General features: G+C 56.9%; 9 protein-coding genes and 1 pseudogene. 3 read left to right on the forward strand and 7 right to left on the reverse strand.

What is annotated here, in order from left to right; genetic code table 11:
* From ACESMB_RS12960 to ACESMB_RS12970, 3 genes and pseudogenes are all read right to left on the reverse strand, one after another.
* A pseudogene (locus tag ACESMB_RS12960) lies at positions 1-817 on the reverse strand (hybrid sensor histidine kinase/response regulator); the annotation flags it as partial.
* The gene (locus ACESMB_RS12965) at positions 810-1,607 is read right to left on the reverse strand and encodes an ABC transporter substrate-binding protein (RefSeq protein WP_372925857.1); all 798 of its coding nucleotides are present in this window, start codon (positions 1,605-1,607) and stop codon (positions 810-812) included. The pseudogene ACESMB_RS12960 and the gene ACESMB_RS12965, both read right to left, overlap by 8 nt.
* 215 nt (positions 1,608-1,822) lie before the next feature.
* Positions 1,823-4,015, reverse strand: a complete 2,193-nt coding sequence (locus ACESMB_RS12970; protein ID WP_372971750.1) for a TonB-dependent receptor plug domain-containing protein — start codon at positions 4,013-4,015, stop codon at positions 1,823-1,825.
* Positions 4,016-4,142: 127 nt separating this feature from the next.
* Here ACESMB_RS12970 and ACESMB_RS12975 point away from each other — a divergent pair, with 127 nt between their 5' ends.
* On the forward strand, positions 4,143-4,820 hold the full coding sequence (locus tag ACESMB_RS12975) for a J domain-containing protein (RefSeq protein WP_372971751.1): 678 nt from the start codon (positions 4,143-4,145) through the stop codon (positions 4,818-4,820).
* Here ACESMB_RS12975 and ACESMB_RS12980 read toward each other — a convergent pair.
* From ACESMB_RS12980 to ACESMB_RS12995, 4 genes are all read right to left on the reverse strand, one after another.
* Entirely contained in the window at positions 4,791-5,795 is a 1,005-nt protein-coding gene (locus ACESMB_RS12980) for a bile acid:sodium symporter family protein (protein WP_372925860.1), read from the reverse strand. The genes ACESMB_RS12975 and ACESMB_RS12980 overlap by 30 nt on opposite strands.
* Positions 5,792-6,472, reverse strand: a complete 681-nt coding sequence (locus ACESMB_RS12985) for a FadR/GntR family transcriptional regulator (protein ID WP_372925861.1) — start codon at positions 6,470-6,472, stop codon at positions 5,792-5,794. Before ACESMB_RS12985 ends, ACESMB_RS12980 begins: the two co-directional genes overlap by 4 nt.
* Before the next feature lie 110 nt (positions 6,473-6,582).
* Positions 6,583-8,070 (reverse strand): flavin-containing monooxygenase, encoded by a 1,488-nt coding sequence (locus ACESMB_RS12990; protein ID WP_372925862.1) that lies wholly within the window; start codon positions 8,068-8,070, stop codon positions 6,583-6,585.
* A gap of 86 nt (positions 8,071-8,156) precedes the next feature.
* The gene (locus tag ACESMB_RS12995; RefSeq protein ID WP_372925863.1) at positions 8,157-9,068 is read right to left on the reverse strand and encodes a LysR family transcriptional regulator; all 912 of its coding nucleotides are present in this window, start codon (positions 9,066-9,068) and stop codon (positions 8,157-8,159) included.
* A 100-nt stretch (positions 9,069-9,168) separates the two neighbouring features.
* On the opposite strand from ACESMB_RS12995, the gene ACESMB_RS13000 reads away from it, so the two are divergent.
* Together ACESMB_RS13000 and ACESMB_RS13005 are read left to right on the forward strand one after the other, a co-directional pair.
* Positions 9,169-10,788, forward strand: a complete 1,620-nt coding sequence (locus ACESMB_RS13000) for an NADH-quinone oxidoreductase subunit L (protein ID WP_372971752.1) — start codon at positions 9,169-9,171, stop codon at positions 10,786-10,788.
* Positions 10,789-10,862: 74 nt separating this feature from the next.
* On the forward strand, positions 10,863-13,050 hold a 2,188-nt coding region (locus ACESMB_RS13005; protein WP_372971753.1), incomplete at its 3' end, for a putative inorganic carbon transporter subunit DabA.

The following is a 13,050-nucleotide window of genomic DNA, read 5'->3' on the forward strand; positions in this document are numbered from 1 at the left end:
ATTTTGCACGGTTGGCCTGTTCCGCTCGGGCCCTGGCTCTCTCAGAGGACGACAGGGTCTCATCTCTGGATTGTTCCAGGGTCCTGAGATGGGTGGCCAATGAGTTCAGGCTTTCTTCCAGTTCACTGATCTCGCGGGTTGTTCCGTTGCGGCTGACCGGAACCTCCTCGTACTCCTTGTTGGTCAGCTTTGTTACCCGGCGGGAGAGCCCGCGAATCGGCGAAATGATGCTGTTGAGCGAGTGGTTGACAATCAGCAGGGTAAACAGCAGAAGTGAAAAGCCAACCGCAAGTGATGTCCAGAGTATGTCCTGACGGCGGGCAGCCAGCTGTTCCCGGTTCACGCCAACCTCAACGGTACCCACACGCAGGGCTCCGGAGCCAAACCCGTAATCCGGTTCGAACCACTCGGTTTCCCGGCCTTCACCCAGGTCCAGGGGTTGTTGCAGAATTTCCGACTCGAACACGTCAAATGTTTCATCCGTGTCTGCCTCTGGCGACTGTTCCGTTGATACAAAGCCGACTTCGTCACCCATCAGGCTGGAAACCCGGATCCACTGCGCACGGCTGCGCCGCAGCGACTGTGAGAGGATCTGCTCCAATGCCACGGCATTGCCGGATACAACTGCGTATTCAACAGCCGGAGCCAGGCTGTCTGCCAGCATCTGGCTGCTGTCGGCCAGGTCCTTGCGGGCATCATCAAGGCGCGCCGAGGTGAAAAATACCATCAGCACAACGAACATCACGATAGCCGGGGCGGCACCCAGCAGCAGAAGCTTCCTTGAAAGCGGGGCCTGGCCGTGCGCCTGCTTATTCATCGGCAGCCTCCTCCGGCACGGCAAGGCGTTCCCTGATTGACCTGATAATCTCCTGCCTGCCCGGTAACGGGATGTTCAGGGAGCGCGCAACCTGTTCATTCATTTCGATCCTGAATGCGTCAGGGTAGGCGGGGGGTGGGAACTGGCCATTGTCCCGGAATTCTTGAACGAACCGTGCAGTCAGTTGCGCTATCTCTGTCAGTGGCGTGTAGGTCGACGCCAGGGAGCCTGCCTTGACATAAGCCTGACTCGGGCCGATGACAATCCGGTTACGCCGGTAAGCTGTCAGCAGGATATGTTTGATGGTTCTCGGGTTATAGATCCCTTTGTCAGGCGCCGCCAGGATAAAATCACCGTAATTCAGGGCCCGCACCAGGGTTGGTATGAGTCTGTCATCGGAGCTGACAACAAAAACCTTGCCTTCGAGACCGTATTCAGGAAGCTGCTCGATGACCTGCTCATAGATCTCAACCGATTCCGGGCGTGCCAGCATCGCCACCTGCGTGGCTTGCGGCAGAATGACCTTGCCGGCAATGGCTTGCCTTAGCAGAGGTGGGTTGTAAAGAATTCCGGAAACCGAGCCGTCGGAACGTTCGGCGTAGCCTTCAATAAACGACTGATCCACCAGTAGCGCCAGAATCGGCACATTCCTGTTTTCCTGACGGACCCGGGTAAAGGCTTCAGGGCCGAGGGCAATAACCGGTGTTGTCGGATCCTGAGACGTTTGCCCCGGGCTGAAAGAGCGGATAACCGCTGTGCTCCCAAGTGCATCTTCAAGAAGAGACAACATACGGCGATTCAGTGACGAATTCTCGGAGCCGGCGAGATAGATTAGCGGCCTCCCGGATGACTGAGCGGCAGCCGGTTGAAACGGATGTATGACAACCAGAAACAGCGCAAGAACAACCAGGTACCACCTGATTGCAAGGTAACTTTTTCTTTCCGGGATATTCGGGTTCTGTGTTGCGTTCATACCATCCGGGGTCTGGTGTCGTCCGTGTCGTTTCAGAATCTTACGCCGGCTTCGACGAAGAATTGGTTATGATCTTTGACTGTATTGTCCGGGCTGAGGGTCGGATCCCTGTCCAGGTAGTGTTGCATGGTCAGCGCCAGTTCGTAACTGTATCCGCTTGCAAACACCCGCCGGGCCAGCCGGAAATCCGCGCGCTCGAAATGTGACCGGCGGAATTCATCGGCAAAATAGAACGCAGCCGACGAGGTCAGGTCGAACGGCAGGTCCTGAATCCACGCCAGGCTGCCAGAATGTCTTACCGAGAGCCGACCCAGAAGGTCTATGGCGTATTGTTTGTCGCCGGCATTGCGGTCATTTTCCCCTGTGTAACGCCCGTCCTGGTCGAGATAAGCGTAGCTGAGCCTCAGTTTGGTGCCCGGGAAATCCAGGGAGGCTTCCACTTCAAAGCCTTCCTGGTCCAGGGCAACATTATTATCAATGGTCCATTCCTCCTCATTGATAATGCCGCTGATCATGTCCCGGAGCTGGTCATTGAAGTACCGGACTTCCAGCGAAAGGATCGAAGAATCCAGGAAGTACTGGCCAAAATAGCTTATTTCCCGAGAGGTTATACGCTCTTCTTCAAGTGTTTTTCCAAGCGTGGAGGTGCTGGAGTCAACCAGGTCCTCGACAAGGAATCTCTCGCCTTCTACAAATTCGAAGGGTGGAGCCACGTTCGTGGGACGATAGGACCAGTCCGGATTCTGTTCAAATGCATCCGGAGTCCTGACTGCCTCGGAGTAAACAAATCGAAGCGTATGGTTATCCGAGAGAATAAAGTTAGCCGCAAGTCTCGGTGAAAAATACCCCTCATCCGTTGTGGTGGTTTTTTCCCAGTTTGCTCCCGAGTTCAGTGTCAGCCAGCGGAACGGCGAGTACTCGAGGTTACCGAAAACCCGCGACTGATAGTTGTTGCCCCGGCCGTTGAAAAAGGTTTCGGACCGGTAGGTATCTTTGCGATAGCCCAGTCCGGAGACGAGTTTCAGATCCGGGTTGAACAGAATGGTATCCTGCAACTCGAACTCCAGGCGGGACTCTTCGGTGTCTTCGTTCAGAATGGCCCTGAACGGATCGATCTCGTTCGAAGTACAGGCGGTCAGATCCGGTGTGGGAGACGAGGGATCCAGAATCTGGGAAAACTCCGCTTGCGGAATGCAGACATTTACCCGCTCCCGGCGGTTGTAATTCTGGAACGAGGTCTGGAAGTGGAAGAAGTGACGCTCCGACGTGCTTACGTTCAGCCGTGTCTGCACGTAGTAGTCATCAACAAGGATATCGGAGTTTTCGTCGCCCCCCAGCTTTCCGTTTTTGCGCGCGTCCTCTTCATCAATACCGTCAACGACACCGGCTCGGATATCCAGATCGTAATTGCTGTTGAAAACCAGATTACTATCGTAGTTGAAGGTGTTTATGTCGTAGCCATCGTAGAAAGGGTAGAACTTGCCGTCGTCTTCCTGCTCGTCGAAACCGTCTGACTTTCGCTTCTCATAAGCCAGGCGCCAGCTGTAGTCGTCACTGGTGTCGCCCACAGAGCCAAAGGCCCGGCGGTAGCCGCGGGAGCCGGAAACAGCGCGCAGCTCAACGCCGGCTGTATCTTCCGGTGCATGGGTAATGATGTTGATGGTTCCCAGGAATGCATTGATGCCATAGGCGGCGCTGTTGGGGCCGCGGCTAATTTCGATTCGTTCGATCAGTTCCAGTGGCACCGGCATGGTATTCCAGTCCATGTCCGACAGGCTGGCCCGGTAGGAGGTGCGGCCATCAACCTGAACCTGAAGCCGGCGTTGCTCATAGTGCACGGTTCCATGGTAGCTGGTTACCGGCTGGCCACTACCAACCGTATCAACCGTCATGCCCGGCACCAGGCGGAAAACCTCCACCAGGTTCATAATGCCGAGATCCCGTATCATGTCTCCGGTGATGATGGTTGTTGTGCCGGGAACCCGGGATTTCGGCTGCCTCAGCCGGGTAGTGGTCAGAACCTCCGGGATGGCCGAGTCCATATCGAAAGCTTCCGGGGCGTCACCGAAGGCAGTTGCATCGTAGCTATCTTCGGTGCTCTCTGCTGCACTGGCGGTTGCCAGCGTGAACAATGTGCCAACCAGTATGGCGGGGGTCAAAGCCACCGCGGCACGGGCACGAGTCGAAGGCCCCGGATTTTTAACGAGATAGTTCGTAACGGGCATGGGTGTCGTTTTATACTTTGCCGAGTGTAGGGGTTTTTTATGGACTGCTTGGCTCTTATCCTAAGTGACAAGATTACGTTTGTCTCTCAAAAATGTAATGTCTATCCGCTAAATGAGTTGCAACTCTATGAATTGTTGGGAAATACTGGGTATAGAGCCCACCCGTGACCGGGCCCGGATCGATGCTGCCTATGAGCGGCAGGGGAAGTTTGCGTCGGATGAGGAGCTTGAGCGCTTGCGCCAGGCCTACCGTGAAGCAACCGGGAGCGAGGCCTCAGACCCCCGGGTTGAGCCAACCGAAAACTCCGTTGCGCGCCCGTCATCGCCGGAAAGTAACACCCTCGAGATGGCAGAGAGGCCTGGGCCCGCTGAGCTGGATGCGTCCGAGCAGCAGGTTGTCAGAGAAGTCGTCATCCAGATCCGGGCTTTGCTGAATGACTCTCGCCGTAGCAACGACCCGCAGATCTGGAAGGCCATTCTTGGTGAACCACCCGCAGACCAGCCCCGGCTTCGGAAAGAGATCGCACACGCTCTTGAGTCGCAAGTTCGTCCCATGGCAGAGAACGGCAGTTTCCCGGCACCGGTAGTGCAGTTTCTGGCCGGCTGGTTTGACTGGCATAGCCTTCGCGATGCTCCAGAGCCTCAGCCCGAAGATGAAACCTTTTCAGAGCGACCGGGCGCTGATCAGGAGCCCCAGGAAGAGTTGCCGCCCCAGATGGTCAACTTCTGGCCGGCGGTGATCGGTTGGATCGTGGGGCTGGCCATTCTGGCCACTTTATTCAGTGGAATGGGCGGGGGCGGCTGACGCTGCCTCGATCCTGCTGCGATACTTCCGGGCGAGCATGGCGCCGACGATGACCTGAATCTGGTTGTAGCACATGATCGGCAGAACAATCATGCCGAATCCCGGATGCCCCGAGAACAACACCTTGGCCATGGGTAGTCCCGACGCCAGGCTTTTCTTGGAACCGCAGAACACCACCGCGGCTTCATCTTCCAGGCTGAATCCCAGCCTGCGGACCACGAACATTGCCATCACCATAAAAAATCCCAGCAGCGCGAAGCACAGGGCAATGGCCAGCAATATCGCGTTCAGTGGCAGGTTCTGCCAGAGCCCACTGGCAACCGAGTGGGAAAAAGCGGAATAGACAATCAGCCAGATAACGCACTGGTCGTATCGTGCAGTTAGGGTTTCGTGGCGGGCTAGAAAACCCCCCAGCCAGGGCCGCAGTCCATGCCCCACGGCGAACGGCAGCAGTAACTGAAGCACTATGTCCCGGAGAGCTTCGGCCACCGAAAAATTGCCATCCCCGGATGTGCTCACCAGTAATAACAGCAGAAATGGCGTCAGCATCATGCCGAACACATTCGAGGCGGCCGCGCTGCAGATTGCGGCGGGCACATTGCCCCTTGCCATGGCTGTGTAGGCAATGGAAGAAGACACAGCCGAAGGCAGTACCCCCAGGTAGAGAAAGCCAAGGCCCAGATCCGGCGGCATCCAGGTGGGTGCGAAGCGGCTTATTTCATTGATCGGTAATACCACCAGCGGGAAAAATACAAAGGTAAACGCGGTAATAATGATGTGCAGCCGCCAGTGGGTGGCGCCGGCGATAATCTGCTCACGGGACAGAGCCGCACCGTGGAGGAAAAACAGCATCGCCACAGCAATGGTGCCAGTGGTTGCCAACGCCTCGGCCGTATCGCCGCGCACTGGCAGGAAAGTGGCAAGAACAATGGCGCCCAGCAGCAGGACGGTAAAGCTGTCGAGACGGAATTTCATGACAGCCTGCTACCGAGAGCGTCCAGGCTTGGCTGAAGCAGGGCTTTCGCCATTTTCTCCGCTTTGGACTCATCCTGGCGCCTGATGGCGGCAAGCAGTAATTCGTGGTCTTCCTGGGAAGGCTCAGGCAGCTCAGAATCCAGTTCCGTCTGCTCTATGGTCATTGCCACCGCATGCGCAAAATAATCGTACAGCTCGGTGAGGGCAGGGTTATGGGATGCAGCTACCAGTGCTGTATGAAATGCCTGATCATGGTGGATGCGGTCGGCAATATTGTCACCGGCCCTTGCCCGGTCATCAAGGGCCCGGGTCATTCTCTCCAGGTCGCGGGCATCGCGCCGTCCTGCCGCCAGCCTGGCCGCTTCAGTTTCCAGCATGATGCGCACTTCCAGCTTGTCTCTCAGTTCAGATCGGCCGATTCGCCGCAGGGTTTCTCCGGCGTCTTTTGTCGCCCGAACGTAGGTTCCGTCCCCCTGGCGGGTTTCCAGCATGCCCACATGCACCAGAACCCGTACCGCCTCCCGAACTGTGTTGCGGCTTACGCCCAATGATTCCGACAGGTCTGCTTCCACGGGCAGGCGGTCGCCAATCGCCCAGTGTCCTTGTTCGATCGCGTGGCGAAGGCTTTCAATGGCGGTTTCCACCAGGGAGCCGCGGCTGATTCTTGCGAGTTTCATGTTTAAGATCCTGGCAGATGATGATCCAATCATCCTATGAATATGCGTTGGCTGTCAAACGACCGCTACCAGCCTCTCCGGGGCTGTTTCAGGGAGCACGGTCAGGAGCGTCAGCTGCTACGAGAGGGCCTGAGAAACTCGTAGTCGTGGGTGTCCACCTGCCGGGTGGCTTTGCGGTAGGTAAAGGTGAAACCGGGCCAGTTCACCGTATTCCTGCCATTTTCATCCAGATACCAGGAATGGCACCCGGATTCCCAGACACTGTTCTGCAGCTTTTGCTGGACGGTGGCAGAAAATTCACGAAGCCGATCCGGTTTCACATCCATGGCGGTGCCAGGCTCTGCCTGCAGCGTTCTGATGCAGCTGAGTACGTACTGAAACTGGGATTCCAGCATATAGACGATGCTGTTATGGGCGAGATTGGTGTTGGGGCCATAGAGCATGAACAGATTGGGAAAGCCGGAAACCGTGATGCCCTTGTAAGCCTCGGAGCCGCCGGCCCAGGCCTGATTCAGTGATACGCCATTGCGTCCGGTGATCGCCATGGGTGACAGGAATTCGGAGGCCGCGAATCCGGTACCCATAATAATGGCATCTACCTTGTGTAAAGCTCCGTCATTGGTGACAACGCCGTCTTCCACAATCCTTTCGATGCCGGTAGTGACCAGGTCAACATGAGGTTGATCCACGGCCTGGTACCAGTCATTGGAGATCAGGATGCGCTTGCATCCAATCCTGTAATCCGGAATCAGATGTCTGAGTTTTTCTTCGTTCTGAACCTGGCTACGGGCAAAGCGCCTTGCCTGCCAGGCGAAGATCTCCAGCAGGCTGTTGAAGCGGGTAAAGGCGAGGGCGCGGCTCTCGTTTTTCCAGTAGATCAGGTAACGGTAGAGGCGGTCCCAGGCCGGAATCCTGCGGAATAATGTCTGCTCCCAACGGTAAAAAGGTCTGTCCGGTTTGGGAAGCACCCATGCGGCAGAGCGCTGGAACAGGCCGAGGGATTTCACTCTGGGCACGATTTCCGGCACGAACTGGATGGCACTGGCACCGGTGCCAATCACCGCAACCTTTTTGCCGTTCAGGTCGTAATCGTGATCCCAGCGAGCGGAGTGGAACATCTTACCGGTAAACGACCCCATGCCCTGGATGTTGGGCCAGGCCGGCTGGTTCAGTTGGCCGGTGGCGGTAATCACGATATTGGCGGTATGGGGTTCGCCGTCCGTGGTAGTGACCGTCCAGGTATTGGTGGTTTCGTCAAACGCCGAGTGTGCAACTTCCCTGTTGAAGCGTATATGGCCGGCCAGGCCATATTTGTCGACGCAGTGCTGCATGTATCCAAGAATTTCCGGCTGCAATCCGAACTTTCGGGACCAGTCGTGCCTGGGCTCAAAGGAGAACGAATACAAGTGGGATTGTACATCGCAGGCAGCGCCTGGATACGTGTTGTCCCGCCAGGTGCCGCCAACCGCCGATGCCTTCTCCAGGATGACGAACGAGTTGATGCCGGCGTTCTTGAGTTGTATAGCCATGCCAAGCCCGCCAAACCCCGTGCCGATGATCAATACGGAAGGAGACGCTGCGTGCTGAGAGTGATTCATGGCAAACCGGCCTGATGAGAAAGTGAGTTGCCAGCCAGTATACGGACCCGAACCGCTGCAATGGATGACTTTTTCGGACAGGCCGGTTAGTCAGAATGATCAATAACCGGGTTGACCAGGAAATTCTCGGCGGGCTGTGACAGCAGTTCCCGCAACGCCGGTTTTTCGAAACGGCGCCGTATACTGATGGCGTAGAATTCCTCGAAGACGCCGGGCAGGGCGCCATAGTCGGTCAGAGCGCCGGATTTCAGTTCGTCACGAACCACGACCGGCGGCAGAACGGCGTAGTGGCCACTGTCCCTGGTGAGCAGTCTCATCATTGCCATATCATCAACTTCGGCTGATATCGACGGGTAGATTCTGTGGTATTCGCAGAGTTGGTCGAATCCCTGGCGAATGTTGCTCTCGGGACCCGGCACGATCAGGCTCCGGCCGGTCAGAAAGTCGGGAAACCCTTTCCCGATAGCAGCCCCCGGAGGGCCGATGATGCTTACGGGCTGGCGCGCAATCAGACGTGAGCGCCAGGGGTTCTGCTCGCTTCCCCTCACGGGCTGGTTGGACAGAACAATGTCGAGCCGGTGGGCGGACAGTCTTCGCAACAGTTCGTCGATATGTCCGCTTTGCAGGCAGAGTTCAAGATCTTCCCGCCCCAGCAACGGTTGCAGAAACGCTTCCTGAAAATTTCTAGACAAGGTTGCAACAGCGCCAATCCGCATAACCTCCCGGTTTGGCTGCGATCCCGATGCGAACAGGGCAGTCAGTTCCTCACCATGGCGGAATATCTCCTCGGCGTAGGAAAAGGCCATTCGGCCTGCTTCAGACAATGTCAGTTTCCGGCTTTCGCGGATAAACAGCTCATGGCCAAGACTGTCTTCCAGCTTTCGAATCTGGCCTGACAATGCCGACTGTGAAACGTGAAGCATTTTTGCAGCGCGAGTCAGATGCCCCGTTCGGGCAACCATCCAGAAGTAATAAAGGTGGTGATAATTCAATTTCATGGCTGAAAGTTCTTAAATAGAGAACGAAACATTCGATATTATCTATTTTATATAACGATAGTGAAAAGGCAAAGTAGTGCAAAACCTGGAGGGACTCTTGATGAACTTTCTGATGACTACTGTGGCTTCGCTATCGTTGGGACTCTGGCTTGCGGTACCGCTGTGTCTTTTCGCGGTTGCCCTGTTCAGTGCCCGGTCCACTGATGCCCTGAAACTCAATCACTGCTGGCGCTTTGCAAGCCGGTTGCTTGCAGCCTCAATGTTGATCACGGTGTTCATCGGCCTGCAGATGATGGCAGATACAAGGCTGCCAGATGGCGGATTCGGCCTTGCAGAAGTTGGGGTCAGGTTCGGACTTTACACGGACGGCATAGCGACCTGGATGGCGCTGATGGTCGCTTTTATTGGCTGGGCGATTCTACGGTTTGCAGACAATTATTTACGGGGGGATCCGGGTCGTGAGCGTTTTCTGCCTTGGTTCCTGACCACCATCACCTGTGTGCTGATCCTGGCGTTCACCAATAACCTGTTGGTGCTGGCAGGCGCCTGGGTTGGGGTCAGCCTGGCACTTCACAACCTGCTGACACTTTATCCTGACCGGCCCCAGGCCCGCCTTGCCGCTGTGCAGAAGTTCATTGTCAGCCGCACTGGCGATGCCCTGGTAATCGGTGGTGTGATGCTGCTGTATCATCATTACGGCACATTCCGGCTGCCGGAGATGACAGCCATGCAGGCAGCCAACCCGTCGGATTCCACTGCGCTTACCGCAGCCGCCATAGTGCTGGCGCTGGCGGCGGTTCTCAAGTGTGCCCAGATCCCCTTCCATGGCTGGCTGCTCAGGGTTATGGAAGCGCCCACGCCGGTGTCGGCGCTACTCCATGCGGGCGTGATCAATCTGGGCGGCTTTCTGTGGCTGCGTCTCTTTCCCGTCTTCGATGGTTTTACTGCCGGACACATGATTCTGCTGGTGGTGGGTGGAACCACAGCTGTTATCGCCGTGATCACCATGATGACCCATTACTCGGTAAAGCATGCGCTGGCGTGGTCCACCTGTGCACAGATGGGCTTCATGCTGTTCGAGATCGGAATGGGTGCCTACACACTGGCATTGCTTCATCTTCTGGCTCACTCCGTCTACAAGGCGCATTCGTTTCTTGCTGCAGGCCGCACCGTCAGGGTATCGGCGGCAGAGGTCTTTACGGAACTGCCGGTCCGCAGCCGGCTTTTGTGGGCCAGTGTTACCGCCTCTTTGGCTTCGCTGATGCTCCTCTGGCAGCCCTGGCTGGTTGAGGGTAATCCGGTCTTCGGAGCGCTGCTTGTGCTGGCAGTGGCCAGTGCGGCAATGGGTATGCCACGGGGAACAGACGCCAGGGCAAGAGCCTGCATTGCAGGCCTCGCGCTCATGCTGGTACCTGTCTACGCGTTACTCCACGCGTTGCTGGGATCGGCCGTACCGGAACATGCGACATTCGCTCTGCCTGTGGCTGCATGGGTGGTTGGTTTTGCACTACTGGCTGTGCTGGCGCTGATGTCACTGGTGGTGGCGCTGGCACCCCGTGCGCGGCCCATGGCATCGCTTCACAGGCATTTCAGCCATGGCCTCTACCTTGACCTGCCATTCGATCAGCTCACCCGTCGGCTGGCTTCACAGGCCCTCAATGCGCCTGCCGCTTTGAGTCGGGTTCCTCATCGTCCATTCACCATGGAAGAGAAAGCATGAACGCGCCAGTACAATGTTCACTCGCAGATGACGCCGTTGATCAATGGCGGGTTTCGTTATCAAAGACCTGTGAAATGATAGCGCCGGTCTGGCCACTGGACCAGTGGATTGCGGTCAATCCGTTCTGGGGGCTGAGAAACCACAAGGCAGCAGGGGCCGACGCCCTGTTACGACACCGGCGCGGCGAATCCATGCTGATGCCACTGGCCTTCTATCGTGAGGCCTGGGAAGGAGGCAGAATCAGCCGGGAAGATCTGGTATTCAGCCTGGAAGAAGCCGGCATTGGTAACGATCCCGAGATTTTTAGCGAGCGACTGTATCGCGCCGAGCGTGTCGAAAACGAACTCCAATACTCCATCCTGGATATTCTTCCCGCTGCTGTTGAGGGAGGTAGACCCATGGTAGCGGTCGTTGACCAGATTGGGCGCACCTGCGGGGCGTTTTTTGACAGCAGGCAGTCCCGCTGGTCAACCCGTTCAGAGCAGCAAAGTCTGTTCGAATTCTGGTTGGAAATGGTCAAGGGGGATGTATCACTGGATTACCGCACCGGAATCCGCGGAGTCCGAAGGTGGTTCAGGACAATGCCCGCTGATCGGCTGGAGGCAACCCGGGAGGCCGTCAACACTCTTGGCCTCGATGCTGACGTTCTGGAAGCATTTGCCCATGGCCTGCTGCTGCGGATTCCGGGATGGGCAGCCTGGTGTCGCGGAGTGGACTGGCGCGCCGGACTGAAGGGAGAAAAATCCGGCGTTTGTGAGGAGCTGCTTTCCATACTGCTGGTGTGGGAATGGGCCGGCTTTGCACACGCCAGCGCTGAACAGAAAAATATCGCTGCCAAGCGCCGCATTGCGCTGGGGCAGAACGGCTCCGGGGCAAGCTCCGAATGGATCTGGGTGTGGCAGAGGGCTTTTGAAATTGGATACCAGAGGTCTTTATGGCAGGTTCTTGGTGACAAAGAGAGCGCTCACAGTGGTCACAAGGCTTCCAGCGAACGGCCCGAAGTTCAGGCGGTATTCTGCATAGATGTCCGCTCGGAAATCATGCGTCGACACCTGGAGGAAGTGCACCCTGGTATCCAGACCATCGGATTTGCAGGGTTCTTCGGCCTGCCCATTGTGCACCACAAACACGGGCCCTACCGGCCGATGGAGAAGTTGCCCGGCCTGCTGACGCCGGCGTTTCGTGTGCTGGATACCCAGGGTAGTAACGACAGCGATGCGGCCCTGAACAGGGCCCTTGATCAACGGGAAATGACCCGTGAGTCGGTACGCAAGGCAAAATATGGCAGCCTGTCAACCTTTACGCTGGTGGAAACCACCGGGCTGGCCTGGGCCTGGAAAATGATCAAAGATTCTCTCAACCTGTCTGCCGGTAAAACCGGGGCTGACGACCAAGGAACGGCATCTGGGCGACTGGTGTATCTCCACGGCGGCGACCCGCTGTTTGAAACCACGAAAGTAGAACTGGTTGCCGGCTTTCTCCGGGGCATGGCCCTGACCGACAATTTTGCGCCGTTGCTGGTGTTTACCGGCCATGGCACGCAAACGGAGAACAACCCCCACAATGCCGGCCTGGCGTGTGGCGCCTGTGGCGGCCAGAACGGTGGCATGAACGCCCGGCTTGCGGCCCAGCTTTTCAATGACCCGCAAGTACGTGTTGCGCTGGCAGAAGAGGGCATTTCCATTCCCGGTGACAGTTGGGCGGTTGCCGCTGAGCACTGCACCGTTACCGACGAAGTCACCCTGTTTGATTGTGAAAACCTGCCGGAGTCTCACGCACCCGCGCTGGCGGAACTGGAGCAAGGGTTTGCCGAGGCCGGAAAACTGACTCGGCGTGAAAGAGCCACCGCTCTCAAGCTGAATGGCTTTGATGATGATCAGTTGCATCAGCAGGTTAGGAGTAGAACCTCGGATTGGACTGAAGTTCGCCCAGAGTGGGGGCTGGCCAATAACGCAGCGATCATTTTTGCAAAGCGGGAAAGAACCCGTGGTAAAAACCTGGGAGGCCGGGTCTTCCTTCATGACTATGACCCGGCGAAGGACGGCAATGGTGAAATCCTGGCTGCATTGTTGTCGGCGCCCATGATCGTGGCAAACTGGATTAACATGCAGTATTTCGCTTCGGTAACGATGCTGGAGGCTTATGGCGCGGGGAACAAACTGTTGCACTCGGTTGTTGGCGGCAATGTCGGCGTGATCGAGGGTAACGGAACGGATCTGCGGATCGGACTGCCCCTCCAGTCTGTCCATGACGGCACCTACT

This window comes from Marinobacter sp., from assembly GCF_041686475.1.
Taxonomy (GTDB): Bacteria; Pseudomonadota; Gammaproteobacteria; order Pseudomonadales; family Oleiphilaceae; genus Marinobacter.

Bases quoted from the DNA above. Each gene is read 5' to 3' on its own strand.
- ACESMB_RS12965 (WP_372925857.1), bottom strand. From the start codon at position 1,607: ATGTTGTCTCTTCTTGAAGATGCACTTGGGAGCACAGCGGTTATCCGC.
- ACESMB_RS12970 (WP_372971750.1), bottom strand. From the start codon at position 4,015: ATGCCCGTTACGAACTATCTCGTTAAAAATCCGGGGCCTTCGACTCGT.
- ACESMB_RS12975 (WP_372971751.1), top strand. From the start codon at position 4,143: ATGAATTGTTGGGAAATACTGGGTATAGAGCCCACCCGTGACCGGGCC.
- ACESMB_RS12980 (WP_372925860.1), bottom strand. From the start codon at position 5,795: ATGAAATTCCGTCTCGACAGCTTTACCGTCCTGCTGCTGGGCGCCATT.
- ACESMB_RS12985 (WP_372925861.1), bottom strand. From the start codon at position 6,472: ATGAAACTCGCAAGAATCAGCCGCGGCTCCCTGGTGGAAACCGCCATT.
- ACESMB_RS12990 (WP_372925862.1), bottom strand. From the start codon at position 8,070: ATGAATCACTCTCAGCACGCAGCGTCTCCTTCCGTATTGATCATCGGC.
- ACESMB_RS12995 (WP_372925863.1), bottom strand. From the start codon at position 9,068: ATGAAATTGAATTATCACCACCTTTATTACTTCTGGATGGTTGCCCGA.
- ACESMB_RS13000 (WP_372971752.1), top strand. From the start codon at position 9,169: ATGAACTTTCTGATGACTACTGTGGCTTCGCTATCGTTGGGACTCTGG.